The organism is Cupriavidus alkaliphilus, from assembly GCF_900094595.1.
In the GTDB taxonomy this organism is placed as follows: domain Bacteria; phylum Pseudomonadota; class Gammaproteobacteria; order Burkholderiales; family Burkholderiaceae; genus Cupriavidus; species Cupriavidus alkaliphilus.
In genome coordinates this window covers 20520-45615 of the sequence record NZ_FMAD01000016.1, presented here as the reverse complement: position 1 = coordinate 45615, position 25096 = coordinate 20520, and the positions used below count along the sequence as shown (strand labels likewise).

The 25096-nt window shown below is 68.7% G+C and carries 23 protein-coding genes; 15 read left to right on the top strand and 8 right to left on the bottom strand.

Annotated features, from left to right (window positions below):
- Positions 1 to 2: 2 nt before the first annotated feature.
- Positions 3 to 1211 carry an efflux RND transporter periplasmic adaptor subunit gene (locus GA0116996_RS25470; RefSeq protein ID WP_141693768.1) on the bottom strand — a complete coding sequence of 403 codons (1209 nt, stop codon included), beginning with the start codon at positions 1209 to 1211 and terminating at the stop codon, positions 3 to 5.
- Positions 1212 to 1621: 410 nt separating this feature from the next.
- Here GA0116996_RS25470 and hpnD point away from each other — a divergent pair, with 410 nt between their 5' ends.
- Complete coding sequence (hpnD, locus tag GA0116996_RS25465; RefSeq protein WP_092317250.1) at positions 1622 to 2458, top strand: presqualene diphosphate synthase HpnD; 837 nt, start codon at positions 1622 to 1624, stop codon at positions 2456 to 2458.
- A gap of 50 nt (positions 2459 to 2508) precedes the next feature.
- Positions 2509 to 3771, top strand: a complete 1263-nt coding sequence (locus GA0116996_RS25460; RefSeq protein ID WP_092317247.1) for a Zn-dependent hydrolase — start codon at positions 2509 to 2511, stop codon at positions 3769 to 3771.
- Here GA0116996_RS25460 and GA0116996_RS25455 read toward each other — a convergent pair.
- Entirely contained in the window at positions 3768 to 4115 is a 348-nt protein-coding gene (locus tag GA0116996_RS25455) for a hypothetical protein (RefSeq protein WP_092317244.1), read from the bottom strand. The genes GA0116996_RS25460 and GA0116996_RS25455 overlap by 4 nt on opposite strands.
- Positions 4116 to 4417: 302 nt before the next feature.
- Between GA0116996_RS25455 and ompR the strand changes: the two genes are divergently transcribed.
- The 5 genes from ompR to GA0116996_RS25430 all read left to right on the top strand — a co-directional run bounded on the left by ompR (position 4418) and on the right by GA0116996_RS25430 (position 8751).
- Positions 4418 to 5140 (top strand): osmolarity response regulator transcription factor OmpR, encoded by a 723-nt coding sequence (ompR, locus tag GA0116996_RS25450; protein WP_010810107.1) that lies wholly within the window; start codon positions 4418 to 4420, stop codon positions 5138 to 5140.
- Positions 5141 to 5164: 24 nt separating this feature from the next.
- Positions 5165 to 6514: an ATP-binding protein gene (locus GA0116996_RS25445; RefSeq protein WP_018004459.1), complete on the top strand. Its 1350-nt coding sequence runs from the start codon at positions 5165 to 5167 to the stop codon at positions 6512 to 6514.
- Positions 6515 to 6822: 308 nt separating this feature from the next.
- Complete coding sequence (locus tag GA0116996_RS25440) at positions 6823 to 7371, top strand: peroxiredoxin (RefSeq protein WP_092317241.1); 549 nt, start codon at positions 6823 to 6825, stop codon at positions 7369 to 7371.
- 105 nt (positions 7372 to 7476) lie between these two features.
- Positions 7477 to 7998 carry a carboxymuconolactone decarboxylase family protein gene (locus GA0116996_RS25435; protein ID WP_018004462.1) on the top strand — a complete coding sequence of 174 codons (522 nt, stop codon included), beginning with the start codon at positions 7477 to 7479 and terminating at the stop codon, positions 7996 to 7998.
- Positions 7999 to 8178: 180 nt separating this feature from the next.
- Positions 8179 to 8751 carry a GNAT family N-acetyltransferase gene (locus tag GA0116996_RS25430; RefSeq protein WP_092317238.1) on the top strand — a complete coding sequence of 191 codons (573 nt, stop codon included), beginning with the start codon at positions 8179 to 8181 and terminating at the stop codon, positions 8749 to 8751.
- Between the two features lie 2 nt (positions 8752 to 8753).
- Here the strand turns inward: GA0116996_RS25430 and ispF are convergent, their stop codons facing one another.
- Positions 8754 to 9263 carry a 2-C-methyl-D-erythritol 2,4-cyclodiphosphate synthase gene (ispF, locus tag GA0116996_RS25425; protein ID WP_012352652.1) on the bottom strand — a complete coding sequence of 170 codons (510 nt, stop codon included), beginning with the start codon at positions 9261 to 9263 and terminating at the stop codon, positions 8754 to 8756.
- Between the two features lie 4 nt (positions 9264 to 9267).
- Positions 9268 to 10008, bottom strand: a complete 741-nt coding sequence (gene ispD / locus GA0116996_RS25420) for a 2-C-methyl-D-erythritol 4-phosphate cytidylyltransferase (RefSeq protein WP_183299438.1) — start codon at positions 10006 to 10008, stop codon at positions 9268 to 9270.
- 230 nt (positions 10009 to 10238) lie between these two features.
- On the opposite strand from ispD, the gene mfd reads away from it, so the two are divergent.
- The 8 genes from mfd (at position 10239) to GA0116996_RS25380 (ending at position 20272) form a co-directional block, all read left to right on the top strand.
- On the top strand, positions 10239 to 13688 hold the full coding sequence (gene mfd, locus GA0116996_RS25415) for a transcription-repair coupling factor (RefSeq protein WP_092317232.1): 3450 nt from the start codon (positions 10239 to 10241) through the stop codon (positions 13686 to 13688).
- Between the two features lie 79 nt (positions 13689 to 13767).
- A complete protein-coding gene (argE, locus tag GA0116996_RS25410) occupies positions 13768 to 14994 on the top strand; it encodes an acetylornithine deacetylase (RefSeq protein WP_092317229.1) in 1227 nt (408 codons plus the stop codon).
- Between the two features lie 180 nt (positions 14995 to 15174).
- Complete coding sequence (locus tag GA0116996_RS25405) at positions 15175 to 16542, top strand: amidohydrolase (RefSeq protein ID WP_092317226.1); 1368 nt, start codon at positions 15175 to 15177, stop codon at positions 16540 to 16542.
- Between the two features lie 98 nt (positions 16543 to 16640).
- Positions 16641 to 17495 carry a phosphoserine phosphatase SerB gene (gene serB / locus GA0116996_RS25400; RefSeq protein ID WP_092317223.1) on the top strand — a complete coding sequence of 285 codons (855 nt, stop codon included), beginning with the start codon at positions 16641 to 16643 and terminating at the stop codon, positions 17493 to 17495.
- Positions 17496 to 17672: 177 nt separating this feature from the next.
- A complete protein-coding gene (locus GA0116996_RS25395) occupies positions 17673 to 17960 on the top strand; it encodes a hypothetical protein (RefSeq protein WP_092317220.1) in 288 nt (95 codons plus the stop codon).
- On the top strand, positions 17957 to 18268 hold the full coding sequence (locus tag GA0116996_RS25390; protein WP_092317217.1) for a hypothetical protein: 312 nt from the start codon (positions 17957 to 17959) through the stop codon (positions 18266 to 18268). Before GA0116996_RS25395 ends, GA0116996_RS25390 begins: the two co-directional genes overlap by 4 nt.
- Positions 18269 to 18278: 10 nt before the next feature.
- Positions 18279 to 19928, top strand: coding sequence for a PepSY-associated TM helix domain-containing protein (locus GA0116996_RS25385; protein ID WP_092317214.1), 1650 nt, complete (start codon positions 18279 to 18281; stop codon positions 19926 to 19928).
- Between the two features lie 104 nt (positions 19929 to 20032).
- On the top strand, positions 20033 to 20272 hold the full coding sequence (locus GA0116996_RS25380) for a DUF2789 domain-containing protein (RefSeq protein ID WP_092317211.1): 240 nt from the start codon (positions 20033 to 20035) through the stop codon (positions 20270 to 20272).
- A gap of 13 nt (positions 20273 to 20285) precedes the next feature.
- On the opposite strand, the gene GA0116996_RS25375 is transcribed toward GA0116996_RS25380, so the two are convergent.
- From GA0116996_RS25375 to rimO, 4 genes are all read right to left on the bottom strand, one after another.
- On the bottom strand, positions 20286 to 21509 hold the full coding sequence (locus GA0116996_RS25375) for a cystathionine beta-lyase (RefSeq protein WP_092317422.1): 1224 nt from the start codon (positions 21507 to 21509) through the stop codon (positions 20286 to 20288).
- Between the two features lie 153 nt (positions 21510 to 21662).
- On the bottom strand, positions 21663 to 22292 hold the full coding sequence (locus tag GA0116996_RS25370) for a hypothetical protein (protein ID WP_092317208.1): 630 nt from the start codon (positions 22290 to 22292) through the stop codon (positions 21663 to 21665).
- An 8-nt stretch (positions 22293 to 22300) separates the two neighbouring features.
- On the bottom strand, positions 22301 to 23485 hold the full coding sequence (gene bktB, locus GA0116996_RS25365) for a beta-ketothiolase BktB (protein ID WP_092317205.1): 1185 nt from the start codon (positions 23483 to 23485) through the stop codon (positions 22301 to 22303).
- A gap of 115 nt (positions 23486 to 23600) precedes the next feature.
- Complete coding sequence (rimO, locus tag GA0116996_RS25360; RefSeq protein WP_092317202.1) at positions 23601 to 24980, bottom strand: 30S ribosomal protein S12 methylthiotransferase RimO; 1380 nt, start codon at positions 24978 to 24980, stop codon at positions 23601 to 23603.
- Positions 24981 to 25096 lie beyond the last annotated feature (116 nt).

The window sequence follows — 25096 nt, the reverse complement described above, 5'->3', positions numbered from 1 at the left end:
GCTCACCCCTGCTTCGGGGTGGCGGCCGCCGCCGACGCCGGCGCGACGGTCTGCAGCGGGCGTACCTTCTGGCCCGGGCGCAGCAGGTGCACGCCCGCGGTGACGATGGTCTGCCCCGGCGCCAGGCCCTGGCGCACTTCGATCTCATTGCCGAAGGCCTCGCCCAGCGTCACCGCCACCGGCTTGACCGTGCCGGAGGGGGCATCGTAGATCCAGACCATGTCGCGGCCCTGCTCCTGCAGCAGCGCGGTCAGCGGCACGCGCAGCGCCGGCGTGGCGCCGTTGCGCACGAAGGTCACCACCGCGGTCATGCCCAGCTTGAGGTCGGCCGGCGGGTTGGGCACGCTCACGCGGGTGGCGTAGGTGCGCGTGACGGGGTCGGCCGCGGCGGCGATTTCGCGCACGCGGCCGGGCAGCGCGCGCTGCGGCTCGGCCCAGGTATGGACGGTCACGTCGGTCAGGCCGCGCAGCAGGCCGACCTGGTCCTCGGGCAGGCCGATGGCCACTTCCTTCTCGGCCGTCTGCGCCACCCGCACCACCGGCTGGCCGGGGGTGACCACCTGGCCCACTTCGGCGTCGATGGCGGTGACAACGCCGTCGGCGTCGGCATGCAACACGGCATATGCGGTCTGGTTGGACTGACTGCGCAGCCCGGCCTCGGCCTGGCGCAGCCGCGACTCGGCGGCATCGAAACTGGCCTGGCGCCGGTGCTGCTCGGCGGCGCTGATAAAGCCCTTGGCGAACAGGTCGTTGTAGCGCTTCAGGTCGGCCGCGGCGAGGTCGCGGTCGGTGCGGGCGGCCTCGAACTGGGCGCGCGAGCCGGCTTCGGCCAGCGACAGGTCTGCCGGGTCCAGCCGAGCCAGCGGCTGGCCCTTGCTGACCACGGCGCCGACATCCACCAGCCGCGCGGCGATCTTGCCGCCGACACGGAAGCCAAGGCGCGACTCCACGCGCGGGCGCACGTCGCCGGAAAACTCGAAGATGGTCTTGCCGCTGTGCGGGCTGAGCTGCATCATGCGCACCGGGCGGATCTCCGGCGCGGGCTCGGGTGCCTTGCCGCAGCCGGCCAGGACCAGCGCAGCGGCCAGCGACAGCGCCGCCACGGCCGTGCCGCGGCGGGGGCGCCTGGCCTGCCGGTGCGGCGAGGTGACGACGGGGGTGACTGGGATATCTGCAGCCGCAACTTCCGGCACTTGGCAAAGCACTGGCATCGGTAGGCAACAATTCGGAATGGGTACAACTGCTGGGCGGGCCGCGCTCCACCGCGGTTCACGCCGCCCGATCGGGCAGGCAGAGGTGGCAGCCTGACGGTGGCCGGCGGATGGCCGGAAGCCGGCACGGGCGCTAAATAACTTGCCGGTCAGTAATATAACGACCGCCTTCGGGTGCGTCAAACGGCAGGCGACGAAACGTCTGGAAGGAAGCGTCAGCGGCGCTTCGGAGCGGCGAACCGCGCCGGACGCGCCTGGGCCAACCCGGTCGCGGTGCTACAATCCGGCGCGCCGCTGGCGCACCGCTGCCGCACTGCAAGGCGGCCGCCCCCACCGGCCCGGTATCCCGCTTATCTGCGATTTACCGCGGTTTCCCCGCGGTTTCCACCTTTCTTCGACCCGAGACCGGCGTGACGCCCGATCAGTATTGCCAAGAGAAAGTCGCCCAGAGCGGCTCGAGCTTCTATTACAGCTTCCTGTTCCTGCCGGCCGAGCGGCGCCGCGCCATCACCGCGCTGTACGCCTGGTGCCGCGAAGTCGACGACGTGGTCGACGACACCCATGACGCCGGCCTGGCGCACCAGCAGCTCGACTGGTGGCGCGCCGAGCTGCGCCGCCTGTTCGACGGCGCGCCGACCCACCCCACCACCCAGGCCCTGCAGCCGCATGTCGCCAGCGCCGGCCTGAGCCAGGCCGAGATGGCCGAGGTGCTGGAGGGCATGGAAATGGACCTGACCCAGACCCGCTACCTGGACGAGGCTGGCCTGGCGCGCTACTGCCACTGCGTGGCCGGCGTGGTCGGCACGCTCAGCGCGCGCCTGTTCGGCTACACCGATCCGCAGACGCTGGTGTTTGCCGAAAAGCTGGGCCAGTCGCTGCAGCTGGTCAATATCCTGCGAGATGTCGGCGAGGACGCGCGGCGCGGGCGCATCTACCTGCCGGTCAATACGCTGCAGCAATTCCAGGTGCCGGCTTCCGAGATCCTCAAGGGCGAGCATTCCGCTCGCTTTGTCGCGCTGATGCAATACCACGCCGGCCGGGCCCGCGCGCTGTACCATGAAGCGCTGGCGCTGCTGCCGCGGCAGGACCGCCGCGCCCAGCGCGCCGGCCTGCTGATGGGCGCGATCTACCACGCGCTGCTCGACGAACTCGAAGCCAGCCAGTTCCAGGTGCTGAACCAGCGCATCGCGCTGACGCCGCTGCGCAAGCTGTGGATCGCCTGGAAGACCTGGGTGCGCAACAGCTAGCGCGCCCACCGCTCCGCCTTTTCCGACCACCCGCCCCAAGCCGTACCGCCATGACGCAGACCTCCGCCTCCCTCGGCGACACCATCCTCGCCCATGCCGACGAACTCGCCCGTTTCTCCGACATGGAGGGCGGCCTGACCTGCGCCTACCTGACGCCCGCCCACCGCGCCGCGCAGGCCATGCTGGCGCAGTGGATGGAAGCCGCCGGCATGCAGGTGCGCACCGATGCCATCGGCAATGTCATCGGCCGCTACGCCGCCGATCCCGCGGCCGGCGATGCGCGCGTGCTGCTGACCGGCTCGCACTTCGACACCGTGCGCAATGGCGGACGCTATGACGGCCGGCTTGGCATCCTGCTGCCGATCGCCGTGATCGGCGCGCTCAACCAGGCCGGCATCCGCCTGCCCTACCACGTCGACGTGGTGGCCTTCGCCGAAGAGGAAGGACTGCGCTTCAAGACCAGTTTCCTGGCCAGCAGCGTGCTGGCCGGCCGCTTCGACGCCGCGCTGCTCGAACGCCAGGACGCCGACGGCATCACCTTGCGCGAGGCGCTGGCCGCATCCGGCCTGCCCGGCGCCGGCGCGCTGCAGGCGCTGCGCGACGCGGCGCTCGACCCGGCGTCGCTGCTGGGCTTTGTCGAAGTGCATATCGAACAGGGTCCGGTGCTGCTGCACCACGAGCTGCCGCTGGGCGTGGTCACGCAGATTGCCGGCAGCAGCCGTTTCTCGGTGCGCGTCGAAGGCCTCGCCAGCCACGCCGGCACCACGCCGATGGGCATGCGCCGCGACGCCGCCGCGGGCGCGGCCGAGATGATCCTGCTGGTGGAGCAGCGCTGCACGGCAGCGCCGACGCTGGTCGGCACCGTGGGCCAGCTGCAGGTGCCGGACGGGTCGAGCAATGTCATCCCCGCGGCCTGCACCTTCTCGATGGACATTCGCGCCGGCGAGGACGCCGTCCGCGAGGCCGCCATCGCCGACATCGTCGCCGGCATCGCGCAGATTGCCGAACGCCGCGGCCTGAGCGCGCAGGTGGAGCGCGTGCCGCCGGTCAACAACGCGCCGTGCGCGCGCTGGCTGATGGATCAGTTCGGGGCGGTGCTGAAGAAGCGCGGGCTGCAGGCGTTCGAGCTGCCGTCCGGGGCCGGCCATGACGCCATGATGATGCAGCGGGTCACCGACGTGGCGATGCTGTTCGTGCGCTGCGGCAACGGCGGCATCAGCCACAACCCGCTGGAAACCATCACCACCGAAGATGCGCAGCTGGCCGCGGAAGTCTTCGTGGATTTCCTGCGCCACTTCCAGCCGCGCGGCTAGCCGCCCTGGTAGATGTCGCGTCCGAAGTCGTAGAGGTTCTTGCGCAGCCGGCGGCGTTCATCCGGCGACAGCCGCGAGCCGCCGCGTTCTTCGCCGCGCCGGCGCTCGGCCTCGCGCTGCTCGGCGCGATGGCGCTCGGCACGGGCGCGCGCTTCGCGCTGGCTGTTGCCCGGGTCGCTCGCCTGTGCCGACGGATAGCGCTTGAGCAAGTTGGCCATACCCGCCGATTGCGCCAGCGCCGTCCCGCCCGGCATGCACAGCGCCAGCACGGCCAGCGCCAGCGCAAGGCATGCGCCGGCGATACCATGCTGCGGATGCCCGTGCCGGGTTCGGTTCACTTTCATTGATAATGGCGGTCTTGGCTTCTTGAAAAGGCAGTGGTTGGACTGCCCCGAAGCCGGGAATTCCGGTACCCCGCCCGGCACCGCGCCCTCTGCAAGCATTGCGCCAGCGAGCGCTGGACGGGCTGGCGGAAGCCGTGGATCGTCCGGCGCAAATGCGTGGAAAACTGCCGCGCACGGCGCCGAAATGGACGGATTGCGCAGTGTAATCGCACGATTGATGCACACTGCCATACCACGGGGTAAAGTATGTAACGTTTTGTTAAGCCATTTTGAGCGAAAGCGATAGTCGCTAAGATACCGCCATGGAAAATACCAGCCACAAGATTCTTGTCGTCGACGATGACCCGCGTCTGCGCGATCTGCTGCGCCGCTATCTGGGCGAACAGGGTTTTACCGTGCTGGTGGCGGAGAACGCCACCGCGATGAACAAGCTCTGGCTGCGCGAGCGTTTCGACCTGCTGGTGCTGGACCTGATGATGCCCGGCGAAGACGGCTTGTCGATCTGCCGCCGGCTGCGCGGCGCCAACGACCAGACCCCGATCATCATGCTCACCGCCAAGGGCGAGGACGTGGACCGCATCGTCGGCCTGGAGATGGGCGCCGACGATTACCTGCCCAAGCCGTTCAACCCGCGCGAGCTGATCGCGCGCATCCACGCGGTGCTGCGCCGCAAGGGCCCGGCCGAAGTGCCCGGCGCCCCGTCCGAAACGCCCGAGACCTTCGCCTTCGGCGACTTCGTGCTGAACCTGGCCACGCGCACGCTGACCAAGAACGACGAGGAAATCACGCTGACCACCGGCGAGTTCTCGGTGCTGAAGGTGTTCGCGCGCCATCCGCGCCAGCCGCTGTCGCGCGAGAAGCTGATGGAAATGGCGCGCGGCCGCGAATACGAAGTGTTCGACCGCAGCCTGGACGTGCAGATCTCGCGCCTGCGCAAGCTGATCGAGCCGGATCCCAGCAACCCCCGTTTCATCCAGACGGTGTGGGGCCTGGGCTACGTCTTCATTCCCGATGGCGTGAAATAACCGATTGCGGCCGCTGTTCCTATCGTGGCGACCGTAATCGGCCGTACCGCAACGCGGTTCTTTGGTTCGCTGTTCTGGCGGACCTTCATGCTGATCGCCCTGCTGCTGGCTATCTCGCTGGGGATCTGGTTCCAGAGCTACCGGCTGTTCGAGCGCGCCCCGCGCGCGCAGCAGATCGCCATGCAGGTAGTCAGCGTGGTCAAGCTGACGCGCGCGGCGCTGCTGTATTCCGACCCCGCGCGGCGCCGCTTCCTGCTGCTGGACCTGGTGCAGAACGAAGGCATCAAGGTCTATCCGCGCGAGAAGGACGACGACTTCGCCGCGCCCACCGCCAATCCGTTCCTGACCTCGCTGGTGCAGCAGGAGATCCGCAGCCGCCTGGGCGAGGACACCGTGCTCGCCACCACCGTCAACGACATTCCCGGCGTGTGGGTCAGCTTCGAGATCGAGGGCGACGACTACTGGGTCGCGATCAGCCCGGAACGCTTCGAGCGCGTGCCCGGCATCCAGTGGCTGTGGTGGAGTATCGCCGCGCTGCTGCTGTCGATCATCGGCGCGGCCTTTATCACCGCGCGCGTCAACTACCCGCTCAAGCGGCTGGCCAATGCCGCGCGCGCCATCGGCGCCGGCGGCGACCCGCCGCCGCTGCCCGAGCATGGCGCCAGCGAAGTGGCGCTGGCCAACCACAGCTTCAACCAGATGGTGCGCGACCTGCGCCAGCTCGACGACGACCGCGTGGTGATGCTGGCCGGCATCTCGCATGACCTGCGCACGCCGCTGACGCGGCTGCGGCTGGAAACCGAGATGTCGCCGATGGACGGCACCACGCGCGACGCCATGATCGCCGACATCGAGCAGATGGACGCCATCATCGGCCAGTTCCTCAACTACGCGCGCCCGCCGCTTGAAACCGTCGAGCCGGTGGACCTGTCGGCACTGGTGCACGACGCGGTCGGGGTCTATGCCGCGCACGACGACGTGCGCGTGCATGTGCGTGCCAACGAGCCGGTGATGGCGGTGGCCAATCGCATGGAAGTGCAGCGGATCCTCGACAACCTGGTCGAGAACGCGCGCCGCTATGCCAAGGACGAGCAGACCGGCATGGCCGTGGTGGAAATCTCCACGCGCGTGGACGACAAGGAAGCGGTGCTGACCGTGGCCGACCATGGCAACGGCGTGCCCGACGGCCAGCTGTCGCTGCTGACACGGCCGTTCTACCGGCTCGACGCCGCGCGCAGCGAGGCCAAGGGCGCCGGGCTGGGCATGTCCATCGTCAATCGCATCATGCAGCGCAACGGCGGCCGGCTGCTGCTGGCCAACCGCGCCGCGCCGGCCACGGGGCTGGTGGTCAGCGCGTGCTTCCGCCGCGCGTGAGCGGCGCTGCAAGCAGCTTGATTTCCCCGCGGTCGTCACCAACTTGCCATATGTGGTGTCACCGCGCATGGCATACTGGCCCATCGCAGCGGCGGCGCGCTGGCGCGTCCATGCGCACATGCTCTTGCCCTGCGTTGCCATGCCTTTGCCTATCGGGCCGTTTGAGAATATCAATTAGCCCGGGCCCGGATGATGACGCATAATCACGTTTTGTCGCGGTACGCCGCCGCAACAGCCGTATCACCGGTCCCACGCCGGGGCTCGCGGCAGCGGCGCCGCTCTCATTGCAACCGTATCAGGAGAAGTCTATGAAGACCGTTGGTGACAAGCTCGAAGCGTTCCACGTCGTCGGTGTCAAGCCGGGGTTCAACAATCACGAAGAGAACGGCCAGTCGGCTTTCGAAGACATCACTGAGAAGTCGTTCGAAGGCAAGTGGAAGATCATCTACTTCTACCCGAAGGACTTCACCTTCGTGTGCCCGACCGAAATCGTGGCCTTCGCCAAGCTGAACGGCGACTTCGCCGACCGCGACGCGATCGTGCTGGGCGGCTCGACCGACAACGAGTTCGTCAAGCTGGCATGGCGCCGCGAACACAAGGACCTGAACAAGCTGAACCAGTGGCAATTCGCCGACGTGACCGGTTCGCTGATCGACCAGCTGGGCGTGCGTGACCACGCCGCCGGCGTTGCCCTGCGCGCGACCTTTATCGTCGACCCGGAAAACACGATCCAGCACGTTTCGGTGAACAACCTGAACGTCGGCCGCAACCCGGACGAAGTCCTGCGTATCCTGGACGGCCTGCAGACCGACGAGCTGTGCCCGTGCAACCGTGCCGTTGGTGGCGCCACGCTGTAATTTCTGACCGTCGCCAGACGCCGTGGCGATCCGCGGAGGGCCCCGCCCTCCGCATCGAAACCCGCTTGCGCGGGTTTTTTGAGCCTCGATCGATAGGAGAAATAAATGGAATTCCTCAGCACGATTAAGAACCTCATCCCCGACTACGCCAAGGACATCCGCCTGAACGTGGACGGCACCATCGCCCGTTCCTCGCTGGAAGGTAACGATGCGGTCGGCGTGGCGCTGGCGGCCGCATTCGCGGCGCAGAGCAAGGTGCTGGTGGACGCCATCCGCAATGCCGGCGTGCTGTCGCCCGAGGAAACCAACGGCGCGCTGACCGCGGCCGCGCTGATGGGCATGAACAACACCTGGTACCCGTATGTCGAGATGGCCGATGATCCGGACCTGGCCACCCAGCCGGCCGGGCTGCGCATGAACGCCTACGCTACCCATGGCGGCGTGGACAAGCGCCGCTTCGAGATGTACGCGCTGGCCGCATCGATCGTGGGCAAGTGCCACTTCTGCGTGAAGTCGCACTACCAGCTGCTGAAGAATGAACAGGGCATGACCGCGCAGCAGCTGCGCGACGTCGGCCGCATTGCCGCGGTGATCGTGGCCGCCGCCAACGTGATCGCGGCCCAGTAAGGCATCTGCGCGCCCCCGCGCCCTCCCTGGCGGCCCGGCAACGGGCGCCGTAGCACAACAGCCGGCAGCTTCCCATCGGAACTTGCCGGCTGTTCCCATCCTGCAACCGTCATGGCCGCATCCTGCGCGGGCGCGGCGATCCGCCTACAATCCAGGCAGGAACCGCACTTTCAGCCTGCCATGACCCTGCCTTCGCCGACTTCCCCCCGCTTCCATTACCGCCTGGCGGCGGTGCATGACTGGGGCGATATCGCCGCCGTCACGCAACAGGCCTACGGGCAATACGAGCTGGCCATCATGGAAGATTGCCGCGCCTCGTTCCAGCGCGGCATGCAGGCCGTGCTGGCAACCAGCCACCCGGACATGGAATGGTGGGTGGCGGAGACCGATCACGGCATCATGGGCGCGGTGCTGTTCTGCCACCCGGGCGCGACACTGCCGGCACTGGACGGCAGCACCATCACCCTGACCCAGCCCGAAGCACGGCTGCTGTCGGTCAGCCCGCAGGCGCGCGGCCTGGGGCTGGGGCGCACGCTGATGCAGATCTGCATCCAGCGCGCGCGCGACATCGGCGCATCGACGCTGGTGGTGCGCACCATGCCCGAAATGGCGTCGGCCAACCGGCTGTGCCAGCAGATGGGATTCACCAAGCGCACCGAGGCCGGCGCGCGCAGCGGCGCGATGGCGCGACTGATCGACTACACCTACGCCATCCCGCCCGAAGACGCGGCGCCCGACACGCCGCGCCCCTGAGTTCAGTCCTGCGCGTCCGCCACCGAGGCACGCCAGAGCAACACCGCGGCCTGCGCCACGATTCCTTCCTGGCGCCCTTCGAAGCCCAGCTTTTCGTTGGTCTTGGCCTTGACGTTGCAGCGCCCGCGCGCAATCGCCAGGTCTTCGGCCAGGTTGGCCACCATGGCGCCGATATGCGGCGCCAGCTTGGGCGCCTGCGCGATCACCGTGGCATCGACGTTGCCGATCTCATAGCCGGCCTCGCGCACGCGGCGCGCCGCCTCGCGCAGCAGCGCGCGGCTGTCGGCGCCGGCGAACTGCGCGTCGGTGTCGGGGAAATGGCGGCCGATATCGCCCAGCGCGGCCGCGCCGAAGAGCGCATCGGTGACCGCGTGCAGCAGCGCATCGGCATCGGAATGGCCCAGCAGGCCACGGTCGTGCGGGATCTCGACCCCGCCCAGGATCAGCTTGCGGCCGGGCACCAGCGCGTGGACGTCATAGCCCTGTCCCACCCGGATATCGAAAGGCATCATGCGGTCATGCTCCTTTGGCGTGGTTGCCCAGCAGCACTTCGGCCAGCGCGAAGTCCTCCGGGTAAGTCACCTTGAAATTGCGCAGCGAGCCGTTGACCAGCCGCGGATGCAGGCCCAGGCGCTCGATCGCGCTGGCCTCGTCGGTCACCACCGCGCCGGCCGCCATGGCGTCCTGCAGCGCCTGGCGCAGCACGCCCAGGCGGAACATCTGCGGCGTCTGCGCCTGCCACAGCCCTTCGCGCGGCACCGTGGCACCGATGCGGGCATCGTCCTGGGCCCGCTTCAGCGTATCCGGCACCGGCACCGCGAGGATGCCGCCGATGGCGGCGTCCGGGTCGTCGTCGCCGTCGCTTTCCACCGCGCGCACCAGCGCGTGGATCATCGCCGGGGTCAGTCCCGGGCGCGCGGCATCGTGCACCAGCACCCAGTCGGCGTCGGTCGCGCCCAGCTGCGCCAGGTGGTGCAGGCCGGCCAGCACCGACGCATGGCGGCTGTCGCCGCCGACAAAAGCGGTATCGAAGCGCAGCCCGGCAAACGCGGCCGCGCCGAAGCGCGATTCCAGCGGCATGTCGTCGGGCGCCAGCACCAGCGCGGTGGCGTTGATGGCGTCGCACGCCGAGAACGCCGCCAGCGCGTACCAGATCATCGGCCGGCCGGCCACGGTCTGGTATTGCTTGGGCACGGTGCCGCCGGCGCGGCTGCCGGTACCGGCACAGGGAATCAGGGCAAAGCGGCGAGCGGACACAGGATCGGCGAGGAGTGAAAGAAGCGCGGGCTGCCGGCCAATCGCGAAGCAAATGCTCTGGCAAGCGGGCGGCAGCGGGACAACCGGTGCGCATTCTATAATACGGCCCTTGCCCGTCGCCATGCCGCGTCTGCGTATCCGGCTGGCGCCACCGGCACCTGAAGTCCCCTGTTCCGACCCCCGCCCGCAATGCCGGCGGGGCGTCGTCGTTTTGAACGCCCCCTGCCGACATGCCTGACGCCACGCCCGCCTTTCCCTTTGTCAACCTGCCGCTGGTCAAGCCGGGGCTGCGCCACAGCGTGGCCGGCCTGCGCGGCTCGGCCGATGCGCTGGCGGTGGCCGCGTACGCGCGCCAGCACCGCGAGCGCGCGCCGATGCTGGCGGTGGTGTGCTCGCATGCCGTCGACGCGCAGCGCCTGGCCGAGGAAATCCCGTGGTTTGCGCCGGAGTTGCGCGTGCGCCTGCTGCCCGACTGGGAAACCCTGCCCTACGACAGCTTCTCGCCGCACCAGGACCTGGTCTCCGAACGGCTGGCGACGCTGCACGACATCCAGAGCGGCCAGTGCGACGTGATGCTGGTGCCCGCCACCACCGCGCTGTACCGGCTGGCTCCGCCGGCCTTCCTGGCCGCCTACACCTTCTTCTTCAAGCAGGGCGAGCGGCTCGACGAGGCCGGGCTCAAGGCGCAGTTCACGCTGGCGGGCTACGAGCATGTCAGCGCGGTGATGCGGCCGGGCGAATACAGCGTGCGCGGCGGGCTGATCGACCTGTACCCGATGGGCTCGGCGCTGCCGTACCGGATCGACCTGTTCGGCGACGAGATCGAGACCATCCGCGCCTTCGATCCGGACACGCAGCGCAGCCTGTATCCGGTCAAGGAAGTGCGGCTGCTGCCCGGGCGCGAGTTCCCGCTCGACGAAGCCGCGCGCACCGCCTTCCGCGGCCGCTGGCGCGAGGTGTTCGAAGGCGACCCGACCAAGTCGCCGATCTACAAGGACATCGGCAACGGCGTGCCGTCGGCCGGCATCGAGTATTACCTGCCGCTGTTCTTCGAGCACAGCGCGACCGTGTTCGACTACCTGCCCGCCGACACCCAGCTGGTGTTCGCAGGCAATATCGACGAGGCCATCCGCCGCTTCTGGGCCGACACCACGCAGCGCTACAACTTCATGCGCCACGACCGCGAACGTCCGCTGCTGCCGCCCGCGGACCTGTTCCTGTCCGAGGAGCAGTTCTTCGTCGCGGCCAAGCCGATGGCGCGGCTGGTGCTGCAGGTTGAAGCCGGCGCGGACCAGCCGGCGTTCTCGGCGATCCTGCCCGACGTCGCGGTCAACCGCCGCGCCGAGGACCCGCTGGTCAACCTGGAGTCGCTGCTGCTCGACAAGCAGACCCGCGTACTGATGTGCGCCGACTCCGCCGGCCGGCGCGAGACGCTGCTGCAGCTCTTTGCCGAAAGCGGCCTGCGCCCGCATCCGGTCGAAGACTTTGCCGCGTTCCTCGCCGGCGACGCGCATTTCTCGATCGCGGTGGCGCCGCTGCAGAGCGGCTTCGCGCTGCCGCAGGCGCACCTGGCCTTTGTCACCGAAGCCGAGCTGTACGCCGGCACCGCGCGCCGCACCGGCCGCCGCAAGCAGGAGCAGGCCTCGGCCGTCGACTCGATGGTGCGCGACTTGGCCGAGCTGAAGATCGGCGATCCGGTGGTGCACAGCGAGCACGGCATCGGCCGCTACCAGGGCCTGGTGACGCTCGACATGGGCCAGGGCGACGAGGAATTCCTGCACCTGGACTACGACAAGGGCAGCAAGCTCTATGTGCCTGTGCACCAGTTGCACGTGATCTCGCGCTATTCCGGCGCCGATCCCGATACCGCGCCGCTGCACCACCTGGGCTCCGGCCAGTGGGACAAGGCCAAGCGCAAGGCCGCGCAACAGATCCGCGACACCGCCGCCGAGCTGCTCAACCTGTACGCGCGCCGCGCCGCGCGCGAAGGCTTCGCCTTCCCGCTCTCGCCCAAGGACTACGAGACCTTCGCCGAGAGCTTCGGCTTCGAGGAAACCCCGGACCAGGCCGCCGCGATCGCCGCGGTGATCGCCGACATGACCTCGGGCAAGCCGATGGACCGGCTGGTGTGCGGCGACGTCGGCTTCGGCAAGACCGAAGTGGCGCTGCGCGCGGCCTTTGTCGCGGTGCTTGGCGGCAAGCAGGTGGCGATGCTGGCGCCGACCACGCTGCTGGCCGAGCAGCATTTCCAGACGCTGTCAGACCGCTTCGCCGAATGGCCGGTGCGCATCGTCGAGCTGTCGCGCTTCAAGACCAAGAAGGAGATCGACGCGGCCATCAGGCAGATCAACGAGGGCAGCGTCGACATCGTCATCGGCACCCACAAGATCCTGTCCGACCAGGTGAAATTCCAGCGCCTGGGCCTGGTCATCATCGACGAGGAACACCGCTTCGGGGTGCGCCAGAAGGAGGCGCTGAAGTCGCTGCGCGCCGAGGTCGACGTGCTCACGCTGACCGCCACGCCGATTCCGCGCACGCTGGGCATGGCGCTGGAAGGGCTGCGCGATTTCTCGGTGATCGCCACCGCGCCGCAGAAGCGGCTGGCGATCAAGACCTTCGTGCGGCGCGAGGAAGACGGCGTGATCCGCGAGGCCATCCTGCGCGAGCTCAAGCGCGGCGGCCAGGTCTACTTCCTGCACAACGAGGTCGAGACCATCGAGAACAAGCGCGCCCGGCTTGCCGAGCTGGTGCCCGAGGCACGCATCGCGGTCGCGCATGGCCAGATGCACGAGCGCGAGCTGGAACGCGTGATGCGCGACTTCGTCTCGCGCCGCGACAATATCCTGCTGTGCACCACCATCATCGAGACCGGCATCGACGTGCCGACCGCCAACACCATCCTGATCCACCGCGCCGACAAGTTCGGGCTGGCGCAGCTGCACCAGCTGCGCGGCCGCGTCGGGCGTTCGCACCACCAGGCCTATGCCTACCTGCTGGTGCATGATGTCGACGGCCTGACCAAGCAGGCGCAGCGCCGGCTCGAGGCGATCCAGCAGATGGAGGAACTGGGCTCGGGCTTCTACCTGGCCATGCACGACCTGGAAATCCGCGGCGCCGGCGAGGTGCTGGGCGACAAGCAGTCGGGCGAGATCCACGAGATCGGCTTCCAGCTCTACACCGACATGCTCAACCACGCGGTCAAGGCGCTGAAGGCCGGCAAGGAGCCCGACCTGATGGCGCCGCTGGCCGCCACCACCGAGATCAACCTGGGCACGCCGGCGCTGCTGCCCAACGACTATTGCGCCGACGTGCACGAGCGCCTGTCGCTGTACAAGCGGCTGGCCAACTGCGAGACCCCGGAGCGCGTCGACGACATCCAGGAAGAGCTGGTCGACCGCTTCGGCCGGCTGCCGGCGCAGGCGCAGGCGCTGGTCGAAACCCACCGGCTGCGCATCGCCGCGGCGCCGCTGGGCGTGCGCAAGATCGACGCCGGCGAAGCCACCATCAGCGTGCAGTTCGTGCCCAACCCGCCGATCGATGCGATGCGCATCATCGACCTGGTGCAGAAGAACCGCCATATCAAGCTGGCGGGTCAGGACAAGCTGCGCATCGAGGCCAAGATGCCGGACGTGGCGGTGCGCGCGCAGACCATCAAGCATACGCTGCGGCAACTGGCGTAGCGCCGGCGCCGATCCCGCATGGACGCGGCGCGCGGCCGGGTGTAGCATCGATTCCTTAACAAGTTAGCGATATCGCCCCATGCCGACCCAAGCCGCCCCAGCCGGATCCTCCCGCCAGCCCGTCCCTGAAACCGCCGCGCGCGGCAGCGCGCTGGAATGGACCCAGCGGCTGGTCGCCTACGACACCACCAGCCGCAACTCCAACCTGGGCCTGATCGAGTCGGTGCGCGACCATTTCCTGGCCAAGGGGTTGAAGCCGCATCTGAGCTACAACCCGCAACGGGACAAGGCCAACCTGTTCGTCACCGTGCCCGCGGCCAACGGCGCCACCAATGGCGGCATCGTGCTGTCGGGCCACACCGACGTGGTGCCGGTGGACGGCCAGGCCTGGACCACCGACCCGTTCAAGCCGGTGGTGCGCGACGGCAAGCTGTACGGCCGCGGCACCTGCGACATGAAAGGCTTTATCGGCACCAGCCTGTCGCTGCTGCCGGCCATCCTCGACGCCAGGCTGCGCGAGCCGGTGCACTACGCGCTGTCGTTCGACGAAGAGATCGGCTGCATGGGCGCGCCCTACCTGCTGGCCGAATTGCGCGAGCGCGGCGTGACTCCCGGCGGCTGCATCGTCGGCGAACCCACCAGCATGCGCGTGATCGTCGCGCACAAGGGCATCAACGCCTACCGCTGCTGCGTGCGCGGCCAGGCCGCGCATTCGTCGCTGACGCCGCGCGGCGTCAATGCCATCGAATACGCGGCGCGGCTGATCTGCTTCATCCGCGACATCGCCGACGAGTTCAAGGCCAACGGCCCCTACGACCAGGCCTTCGACGTGCCCTACACCACCGCGCAGACCGGCACCATCCAGGGCGGCATTGCGCTCAACACGATCCCGGCGCTGTGCGAGTTCGTGTTCGAGTTCCGCAACCTGCCGGGCGTCGATCCGGAAGCGATCTACGCGCGCATCCAGGCCTATGCCAATGACGTGCTGCTGCCGAAGATGCGCGCCGAACATGCCGATGCCGACCTGACGCTGAGCAAGATCGCCGCCGCGCCGTCGCTCGACGTGGCCGAGCAGGAAGCCATCACGCAGCTGGTGCGCGCGCTGACCGCGGACCGCGACACCAGCAAGGTGGCCTACGGCACCGAGGCCGGGCTGTTCCAGCGCGCGGGCATTCCGGCGGTGGTATGCGGGCCTGGCGACATCCAGCAGGCGCACAAGCCGGATGAGTTCGTCGCGCTGGAGCAGCTGGCTGCGTGCGAGGCCTTCCTGCACAAGGTGGTGGACAGCCTGCGCGTGACGGCCTGAGCAGCTGACGCGGCTTTGTCGCTTGCACTTCGTCGAAACGCCCGCCCTCACCCCAGCCCTCTCCCGCAAGCGGGAGAGGGCTGGGGTGAGGGCCAGCGCCTGCAGCACTGCAAGCGCCTCGCTCACAAGCAGGCAACCATACCGCCAGCACCAAACCAACAACAACGAAGGAGATCCTGCATGGCCGCACGTCGCACCGCATCCCGTTCCACCACCCGCTTTGCCCTCGCCACCCTGGCGCTGGCCACCGGCCTGCTCTGCAACACCGCGCAGGCCCAGACGCAAGGCGCCGAAGCCCTGCACGCCCAGATCGAAACCCGCGCCAAGGCCGTCGAGAAACAACTCATCGCCTGGCGCCGCGATATCCACCAGCATCCGGAGCTGGGCAACTACGAGACCCGCACGGCCAAGCTGGTGGCGGAGCACCTGCGCAAGCTGGGCATGGAGGTGAAGACCGGCGTAGCCAAGACCGGCGTGGTCGGCGTGCTCAAGGGCGGCAAGCCCGGCCCGGTGGTGGCGCTGCGCGCCGACATGGACGCGCTGCCGGTGAAGGAGCGCGTCGACGTGCCGTTCGCGTCGAAGGCCAAGGGCCAGTACCTTGGCAAGGAAGTCGATGTGATGCACGCCTGCGGCCATGACACGCATGTGGCGATTCTTATGGCCACGGCCGAGGTGCTGGCCGGCATGAAGGGCCAGCTGCCCGGCTCGGTCAAGTTCATCTTCCAGCCGGCCGAGGAAAGCCCGGCCGACTTCGAGCCCAACGGCTCGAACATGTGGGGCGCCAAGCAGATGGTGGCGGAAGGCGTGCTCGACAATCCCAAGGTCGATGCCATCTTCGGCCTGCATGTGACCAGCGGCATCGAATCGGGCAAGCTGGGCTGGCGCAGCGGCGCCTCGATGGCGGCGGCCGACCAGTTCTGGATCGACGTCAAGGGCCGCCAGACGCACGGCGCGCGGCCGTGGGGCGGGATCGACCCGATCGTGGTGGCGTCTCAGATCGTGATGGGCCTGCAGACCATCCAGAGCCGCCAGGTCAACGCCATGCTGGAACCGTCGGTGATCACCGTGGGCACCTTCCACGGCGGCAACCGCATGAATATCGTGCCGGAAAAGGTCGAGATGATGGGCACCATCCGCACCTATGACGAAGGCATGAAGAAGGACATCCATGCCCGCATGAAACGCACCACCGAGGCGATTGCGTCCAGCGCCGGGGCCGAGGCGAATTTCCGCGTGGTCGAACTGTACAACGCCACCATCAATCAGCCGGCGCTGACCGAGAAGATGGCGCCCACGCTGCAGCGCGTGGCCGGCGACGGCAACTGGATGATCACGCCCAAGGCCACTGCCTCCGAGGATTTTTCGTTCTACCAGGAGAAGGTGCCGGGCCTGTTCTTCAATCTCGGCGTGACGCCCAGGGGGCAGGACGTGACCAAGGCGCCATCGAATCACTCGCCGGAGTTCTATGTGGATGAGCCGGCGCTGATCAACGGCGTGCGCGCGCTGTCCAGCCTGACCGTCGACTACATGGTGATGGCGCAGCGCTGATTCGCCCGGGGGCGCCGCGGGGGGCTACAATAGCGCTTTTGCCGCGTAGCAGCCCCCGCCTTGCCGACGACCGCGCAAGCGCCCGATTTTCGCCCGCCATGCCCCTGATCCTGCAGAGCCTCGCCCCGCTTGTCCCCGCCGACCTCGACACCGCCCGCACCCTGGCCCGCGCCTCCGCGCTGGTGCCGCGCAGCGACACCGTGGCCGTGGCCGAGGACTGCGCGCCGCTGACGCCGGCGCTGCGCGACGCGCTCGACGACTTCTGCGGCCCGCGCGCGATCGACTGGGCGGTAGTGCCGGCCGGGCGCAAACTGTCCGACTTCCGCCTGGTGGCGATGGACATGGACTCGACCCTGATCACGATCGAGTGCATCGACGAGATCGCCGACTTCTGCGGCCTCAAGGCCGAGGTCTCCGCCATCACTGAAGCCGCCATGCGCGGCGAGATCGCCGATTTCAACGAAAGCCTGCGCCGCCGCGTGGCGCTGCTCAAGGGGCTGGACGCCGCCGTGCTGGAGCGCGTCTATGCCGAGCGCCTGCGGCTTTCGCCGGGCGCCGAGCGCATGCTGGAGACGGTGCGCGCGCTGGGCCTGAAGACGCTGCTGGTTTCCGGGGGCTTCGTGCACTTTACCGACCAGCTCAAGCCGCGCCTGCAGCTCGATTTCACTCGCGCCAACACGCTCGAGATCGTCGACGGCAAACTGACCGGCAACGTCGTCGGCGAGATCGTCAACGCCGACGTCAAGGCCCGCACCGTGCAGGAAATCTGCGCGCAGATCGGCGCCACGCCGGACCAGGCCATCGTCATGGGCGATGGCTCGAACGACCTGAAGATGATGGCCGTGGCCGGACTATCGGTGGCGTTCCGCGCCAAGCCGGTGGTACGCGCGCAGGCCAGCGTCGCATTCAACCACGTCGGGCTCGACGGCCTGCTGGCGCTGTTCCCGCACTGATTCCCGCCAGGCGCCTTGCCTTCTGAAGCGTCCGCCGCGCGCGGACGCTTCACGCGCGCCGTCGCCGCGCGTGCCTTTCCAGGTGCAGTGAAGTCCTCGCCGGTCGCGCATCATCTGCGCTTGCGCGGACAAATGCGAATCATTATTATTAATGTTTCGTTGATCTGACATTGCCCCATGCAAGTTCTGGCCGTCCTTCTTGGCCTGGCTGCGGCCGCGTGCCTGTACCTGGCCGCGCCCAACCAGGTGTTGCTGCCGCCCGGCGCCCTCTCCCGGCCGCGGCTGGCCGGCTGGCTGGGGCTGGCGCTGACCTGCGCCAGCACCTGGCTGTGGAGCCTGACCGACGGCTGGCCGGTCGCGATTGCCGCCAGCCTGGTCACGGTACCGTGCGCGTTGTCGGTGTGGCCGTTCATCGGCACCTATGCCGCGCGCAGGCGCCACGGCGAACGGGAGCAGCGGGCATGAGCGCGGACGCATCCGGAATGGGCACCAAGTGGCTGGCCGGCGCACTGCTCGGCCTGCCGCTGGCGCTGGTGCTGTGCACGCTGGCAATCCTGGCCCTGCCGGGCGGCTGGCAAACCGGCATCGTCGCGGCGGTGGCGGCCTGCCTGCCAGTGTGGGTCGCGATCATCAGCGCCAGCCTGCTGTTCCGTTCCAGCCGCAGCGCGTGGCTGTGGCTGGGCGGCGCCAACGTGCTCGGCTTCGGCGCGCTCTGGGCGTTGCGCCTGGCCGGTCTGGCGCCGGCCGCACTGGCCGCGCTGCCCACTCCCTGAGACTGCCATCATGAAAACCGCAACCCTGCGCCTGTACCAGACGCTGCATACCTGGGTCGGCCTGATGGCCGGCTGGGCCCTGTTTATCGCCTTCTTTGCCGGGGCCATCACCGTCTTCCACCACGAACTGCATGTCTGGCAGTCGCCCGCGCGGCTCAAGGGCAGCGCGCCGGTCGAGGCCAGGGCCGACCCGGCCGCGGTCGACCGCTTCATGCAGAAGCTGGTCGCGATCCACCCCGAAGCCGCGGCCAGTGCCTACGTGATCATGCCCTCGGAGGGCGAGCCGAATATCTCGGCCTACTGGCAGGACAAGGCCGGCGAGTGGCAGATGACCACCGACGCGCGCCTGGCCGGCAATGCCGCGATGCAGCGCGACACCTCGCGCGACCACGTCATGGGCGAGCTGTCGGCGTTCCTGAACAGTTTGCACTATTCGCTCGGCATCCCGGTCGGCGGCATCTATTTCATGGGCGCGATCTCGGTGCTGTACGGGCTGGCGCTGGTGTCCGGCGTGCTGCTGCACCTGCCACGGCTGAAGAAAGACCTGTTCGCGGTGCGCCCCGGGCGCAACCTCAAGCGTTTCTGGATGGACACCCACAACGTGCTGGGACTGTTCAGCCTGCCCTTCCACCTGGTCTTCGCCATCACCGGCGCGCTGTTCTGCCTGTCGCTGGTGCTGATGATGGTGTTCAACACGCTTACCTTCAACGGCCGCCTGTTCGAGGCGGTGCCGACCGCCACCACCGCGGTGCCGGAAGTTGCCGTTGCAGGGCGCGCGGTGCCGACGCTGCCCACCGCGACGCTGATGCAGATCGCGCGCGAACACGGCGGCGAGCGCTTTACGCCGGAGTCGTTCCGCTTCCAGCGCTACGGCGACGCCAACGCCGTGGTCGAAGTGCGTGGCACCAGCACGCGGGCGCTCGGCAACCTGGGCTCGGTCGGCATCCACGCCGCCAGCGGCGAACCCAATGCCGGCCAGCTGACGGCCAACCAGACCGCCGGCGCGCGCGACAGCAACCACGGGCTCTACAGCGCGCTGTACGCGCTGCATTTCGGCACCTTCGGCGAACTGCCGGTGCGGCTGGTCTACCTGCTGGCCGGTCTGGCGGGGGCTTTCCTGTTCTATTCGGGCAACCTGCTGTGGATCGAGTCGCGGCGCAAACTGCGCCAGGCCGAGCAGCCGCGCGTGCATCGCCTGCTGGCGCAGGCCACCGTGGGCGTGTGCATCGGCTGCTGCATCGGCGTGGCGCTGTGCTTCCCGGCGGCGCTGCTGTGGCCCGAGCGCGCCGTCAGCCAGACTTATTTCACCGTGTTCGGCCTGGCCTGCGCCTGGGCGCTACTGCGCCCGCCGGTGCGCGCCGCGGTGGAGCTACTCTATGCCGCCGCGCTGGCCGCGCTGACGGTGCCGCTGTCGAACGCGGTCCTGACCGGCGACCACCTGCTGCACAGCATCCCCAGCGGGCACTGGATCATCGCCGGTTTCGACCTCGGCGCGATCGCGCTGGCCGCGGGCTTTGTCGCGCTCGCCCGCGCCACCGCGCGCCGTGCCCGCAGCGGACCGGCAGAATCGGTCTGGGCCATGCCGCGCGCAGGGCTGGCGCAACCCGCTGCCGGCGCTGCCGCCGCGGCCAAGGCGATGTCCGGCACCGAGACGCGCTGAGGCGCCTCGCCGGCACCATAAGAAAACGGACGCCGCGGCGTCCGTTTTTTGTTGTCTGGGCTGCCCTACACTAGCAGAGGCCAACCACCGGGAGCCCGACCATCATGGAACCGACCTTCCACCAGTTTTCAGAATTGTTCGACCAGCTCGGCCTGGCGTCCGACGAAGCCAGCATCCGCGCCTTCATCGGCAAGCACGCGCCGCTGCCCGATACCCTCGAACTGGCCGAAGCCCCGTTCTGGACCCCAGCCCAGGCCGCCCTGCTGCGCGACGAGCTGCTCGACGACGCCGACTGGGCCGAAGTCGTCGACCAGCTCAACCTGGCACTGAGACAGCCAGCCTGAGCTTGCTGGCCGATCAGGCGGCCAATGTGGCCTCGATCGCCTGGCGCAAGTCGGCGATCAGGTCGCGCGTGTCTTCCAGGCCGATATACAGCCGCACCAGCTCGCCGGTATCGTGCCAGCCGGCCGGCGGCCAGGTGCCCGCCGGGCGCATGCCCTGCACGTGGTACGGCACCGCCAGGCTGTGCGCGCCGCCCCACGACCAGCCGATGGCGAACAGCTGCAGGGCCTCGACGAAGGCATCGACCTGCTGGCGCGTATAGCGCTCGCGCAGCACGATGGCGAACAGCCCGCTGGCGCCGGTGAATTCGCGCCGCCAGTTGGCGTGGCCGGGACAATCCGGCAGCGCGGGATGCAGCACGCGCGCCACCTCCGGCCGCTGGCGCAGCCATTCGGCCACCTCGCGCGCGGCGCGGTCATGGGCGGCCAGCCGCACCGGCAGGCTCGGCAGCGCGCGCAGCACCAGGTGGCAGTCGTCGGCGGACACGCCCCAGCCCATCAGCATGCGGGCGCGCTTGAGCCGGCCGTGCAGGGCGTCGTCGCAGGTCAGTACCGCGCCCATCAGCACGTCGCTGCCGCCGGACTGGTACTTGGTCAGCGCCTGCACCGAGATGTCGATGCCCAGCTCGAACGGGCGCAAGTAGACGCCGGCCGACCAGGTATTGTCGATCGCGGTCAGCACGCCGCGCGCGCGCGCCGCGGCGACGATGGCGCCGCAGTCGGGCACCTCCATCGTCACCGAGCCGGGCGCCTCCATCCAGATCAGCCGCGTGTTGGGCTGGATCAGCGCGGGCAACGCGGCCGCGTCCATGGGGTCGTAGTAGCGCACGGTCACGCCGAAGTCGCGCGCCAGCCACTCGCCGTGGTCGCGGTTGGGGCCGTAGACGTTATGCGGCACCAGCACGTCGTCGCCGCTCTTGAGCAGCGCGAAATACACCAGCGAGATCGCCGCCAGGCCCGACGGCTGCAGCAGCGTGTGGCGCGCGCCCTCGAGCAGCGACAGGTGCTGGCACAGCGCCTCGCTGGTCGGGGTGGCATGCAGGCCGTAGCGCCAGTAGGTGGTGGCGCCGTCGCCATGCGCGCGCAGTTCGGCGAGGTTGCGGAACACCACGGTCGAGCCGCGGTGCGTGGCCGGGGAAAACGAGGCAAAGCCGGGGGCGATGTCCAGCTCGGGCTGGACCGCGACGGTCTGCAGGTAATGGGCGGGGGATGCGGGCTTGTCGGACGTTGAATCGGACACGGCAGTTTCCTTGCTGGCTGCCGGCCGGCCGCCGAACGTGGCGTGCGGCACGGTCAGGCATGAGACGCGATGAGCCTCCGAGCTTACCAGCAAATGCCGCCCGCGCCACCGGGATGCTTCAGCGCGTGGCGCCGGAAAAGGCTTACCAGGGTCTTACCAGCCCGAAATCGACGATTTCGGCGGCGGCGGCGCGTAGGTGACGCCGCTGTTGGGCGTCATGTCGAACGGTGGAATCACCAGCATGCCGAGCGGGCGGATGAAGAATGGGAGCACGATGGCCGGGTTGAAGGCATCGGTCCAGGTGCCGCGCACGGCGCCGCTGGCGTCGATGGTGCCTTCCCAGTTGCCGGACACCCGGGTGCCGTCGTCGGACTCCTCCATCAGGAAGGCGCCGTCCTCCCACTCGCCCGCCAGTAGCCGCACGCCGGCGCCACGGCCGCTGTACTCGCCGCGCACGCTGTCGCGTTCGTCGGGCTTGGGGCCCAGGCGCAGGCGCACCGGCTGGTCGCCGACCTTGCCGACATAAACCGGCAGCGACGCGTACTCCGGCCGCGGTGCCAGCGGCCTGGCGGGGCCGGTCGACAGTGCCGCGCCGCTGGCACCGCGGCGGGCCTCGCCGTCGCGGATGGCCTGGTTCAGGCCCAGCGCTTCAGCGCCAGCGGCGCCGTTCACCGGGCCGGTCGAAAGCTCGGTGGCCGGGGCAGCCTGCGCCGCGCCCGCCAGGGCGAGCACGGCGGCGGCACCAAGGGTCGTGCAAAGTCGGGTCAGCCGGGCCACGCGCAAGGCAATCCTCAGATCCGTTCGAAGATGGCGGCAATGCCCTGCCCGCCGCCGATGCACATCGTCACCAGTGCGTAGCGGCCCTGCACGCGGTTCAGCTCATGCAGCGCCTTCACCGTGATCAGCGCGCCGGTGGCGCCGATCGGGTGGCCCAGCGAGATGCCCGAACCGTTCGGATTGACCTTGGCCGGGTCAAGGCCGAGCGCCTTGCTGACCGCGCAGGCCTGCGCGGCAAAGGCCTCGTTGGCTTCGATCACGTCCAGGTCCGACACCTGCAGGCCGGCACGCTCGAGCGCAATCTTGGTCGCCGGCACCGGGCCGATGCCCATGGTCTTGGGGTCGACGCCGGCATGGCCGTACGACACCAGGCGCGCCAGCGGCTTCAGGCCGCGGCGCTCGGCCTCGGCACGCTCCATCATCACCACCGCGGCGGCGGCGTCGTTCAGGCCCGAGGCATTGCCGGCGGTGACGGTGCCGTTTTCCTTGACGAAGACCGGCTTGAGCTTGGTCATGTCGTCGATGGTGGCGTCATGGCGCACGTGCTCGTCGGTGTCGAACGTCACATCGCCCTTGCGGCCCTTGCTCACCACCGGGACGATCTGGTCCTTGAAATAGCCGGCCTTGATGGCGGCGGACGCGCGGCGGTGCGATTCCAGCGCGGCCTCGTCCTGCTGCGTGCGCGAGATGTCGTATTCCTTGGCGACGTTCTCGGCGGTCACGCCCATGTGGATGCGGTGGAACGGGTCGTGCAGCGCACCCAGCATCATGTCGACCAGGCCGGCATCGCCCATGCGCGCGCCCCAGCGTGCCGCCGGGGCCAGGTACGGGGCGCGGCTCATGCTTTCGGCACCGCCGCCGATGGCGATGTCGGCATCGCCCAGCAGGATGGTCTGTGCGGCGCTGACGATGGCCTGCAGGCCCGAGCCGCACAGCCGGTTGACGGTCAGCGCCGGGGCATTGATCGAAACGCCCCCGTTGACGGCCGCGACGCGGCCCAGGTACATGTCGCGCGGCTCGGTCTGGATCACGTTGCCGAACACCACATGGCCGACATCGTCGCCCGACACCTGCGCGCGGGCCAGCGCCTCGCGCACCACCAGCGCGCCCAGCTCTGCCGGCGCCACGTCCTTCAGGCTGCCGCCAAAGGTTCCGATCGCGGTACGGACACCGCTCACTACTACGACTTCACGCGTCATGACTGTCTCCATGTGGGTTATGTTGCACCGCACAGTATAGCGGTGCCGCAGCCGAAGCGAACGATCGTACTTTTACCTAATGGCGCCCTGCCCTGCATCGTCCGGCGGGACTAGCTCAGAGCTCGCCCCACAGGTCGTGGCCATCGGCGCCGGTGATCTTCACGTCGACGAACTCGCCCGCGCGGTAGCGTTGCGAAGTCCGTTGCGGCGGCGCGATATAGACCAGGCCGTCGATTTCCGGCGCATCCGCCGACGAACGGCCGATGCCGCCGTCCTGGTTGACCTCGTCGACCAGCACGCGCAGGGTCTGGCCGACCTTGCGCTGCAGGCGGCGGGCGGACACCGCCTCGGCCACCTCCATGAAACGGGCGCGGCGTTCCTCGCGCACTTCGTCGGGCAGCGCGCCCGGCAGGTCGTTGGCCGTGGCGCCCTCCACCGGCGAGTACGCGAAGCAGCCGACGCGGTCCAGCTCGGCCTCGGCAATGAAATCCAGCAGCGTCTGGAACTCGGCCTCGGTTTCGCCCGGGAAGCCGGCGATAAAGGTGCTGCGGATGGTCAGTTCCGGACAGATCTCGCGCCACGCGCGGATGCGGTCCATGGTCTTCTCTGCATTGGCCGGGCGCTTCATGCGCTTGAGCACGTCCGGGTGGGCGTGCTGCAGCGGCACGTCCAGGTACGGCAGCACGTGGCCGTTGTTCATCAGCGGGATGATCTCGTCGACGTGCGGGTAGGGGTACACGTAATGCAGGCGCACCCAGGCGCCGTACTGCGCGGCCAGCTCGCCCAGCGCCGCGACCAGCTCGGTCATGCGGGTCTTGAGCGGGCGGCCGTTCCAGAAGCCGGTGCGGTATTTGACGTCGACGCCGTAGGCGCTGGTGTCCTGCGAGATCACCAGCAGTTCCTTGACCCCGGCCTTGAACAGGTTCTCGGCCTCTAGCATGACCTCGGCCACCGGGCGCGAGACCAGGTCGCCGCGCATCGACGGGATGATGCAGAACGAGCAGCGGTGGTTGCAGCCTTCGGAAATCTTCAGGTAGGCGTAGTGCTTGGGCGTGAGCTTGATGCCGGCGGCCGGCACCAGGTCGGTGAACGGGTCGTGCGGCTTGGGCAGGTGCGTGTGCACCGCCTGCATCACCTCGCCCAGCGCGTGCGGGCCGGTCACGGCCAGCACCTTGGGATGCACCGACGACACGATGTCGTGGCCAGCGGCATCCTTTTTCGCGCCCAGGCAGCCGGTGACAATGACCTTGCCGTTCTCGGTCAGCGCTTCGCCGATCGCGTCCAGGCTTTCCTGCACCGCTTCGTCGATAAAGCCGCAGGTGTTGACCACGACCAGGTCGGCGCCGTCATAGGTGCCGCTGATGGCATAGCCCTCGGCGCGCAGCTGGGTAATGATCTGCTCCGAGTCGACCAGCGCTTTCGGGCAGCCAAGGGAAACGAATCCCACACGCGGACTATGGTCTTTCTGGATCGTTGCTTCTGAGGGGTTTTTCACTTTGGAATCCGAATGTGGGGCAAGGCGCGGCGGCCGGACCGTCGGTCACTGAGACAAGGCCGCCAGGCGCGAAACAGGCAATCGCGCATTTTAACCGTTTGCCGGAATTTGCCGGC

Coding starts and splice junctions, on each gene's coding strand:
- GA0116996_RS25435 (WP_018004462.1), top strand. CDS start 7,477: ATGGAATTCCTCAGCACGATTAAGAACCTCATCCCCGACTACGCCAAG.
- GA0116996_RS25385 (WP_092317214.1), top strand. CDS start 18,279: ATGAAAACCGCAACCCTGCGCCTGTACCAGACGCTGCATACCTGGGTC.
- GA0116996_RS25405 (WP_092317226.1), top strand. CDS start 15,175: ATGGCCGCACGTCGCACCGCATCCCGTTCCACCACCCGCTTTGCCCTC.
- bktB (WP_092317205.1), bottom strand. CDS start 23,485: ATGACGCGTGAAGTCGTAGTAGTGAGCGGTGTCCGTACCGCGATCGGA.
- ispF (WP_012352652.1), bottom strand. CDS start 9,263: ATGATGCCTTTCGATATCCGGGTGGGACAGGGCTATGACGTCCACGCG.
- GA0116996_RS25395 (WP_092317220.1), top strand. CDS start 17,673: ATGCAAGTTCTGGCCGTCCTTCTTGGCCTGGCTGCGGCCGCGTGCCTG.
- GA0116996_RS25455 (WP_092317244.1), bottom strand. CDS start 4,115: ATGAAAGTGAACCGAACCCGGCACGGGCATCCGCAGCATGGTATCGCC.
- GA0116996_RS25430 (WP_092317238.1), top strand. CDS start 8,179: ATGACCCTGCCTTCGCCGACTTCCCCCCGCTTCCATTACCGCCTGGCG.
- GA0116996_RS25460 (WP_092317247.1), top strand. CDS start 2,509: ATGACGCAGACCTCCGCCTCCCTCGGCGACACCATCCTCGCCCATGCC.
- GA0116996_RS25390 (WP_092317217.1), top strand. CDS start 17,957: ATGAGCGCGGACGCATCCGGAATGGGCACCAAGTGGCTGGCCGGCGCA.
- GA0116996_RS25470 (WP_141693768.1), bottom strand. CDS start 1,211: ATGCCAGTGCTTTGCCAAGTGCCGGAAGTTGCGGCTGCAGATATCCCA.
- argE (WP_092317229.1), top strand. CDS start 13,768: ATGCCGACCCAAGCCGCCCCAGCCGGATCCTCCCGCCAGCCCGTCCCT.
- ompR (WP_010810107.1), top strand. CDS start 4,418: ATGGAAAATACCAGCCACAAGATTCTTGTCGTCGACGATGACCCGCGT.
- serB (WP_092317223.1), top strand. CDS start 16,641: ATGCCCCTGATCCTGCAGAGCCTCGCCCCGCTTGTCCCCGCCGACCTC.
- GA0116996_RS25440 (WP_092317241.1), top strand. CDS start 6,823: ATGAAGACCGTTGGTGACAAGCTCGAAGCGTTCCACGTCGTCGGTGTC.
- GA0116996_RS25380 (WP_092317211.1), top strand. CDS start 20,033: ATGGAACCGACCTTCCACCAGTTTTCAGAATTGTTCGACCAGCTCGGC.
- mfd (WP_092317232.1), top strand. CDS start 10,239: ATGCCTGACGCCACGCCCGCCTTTCCCTTTGTCAACCTGCCGCTGGTC.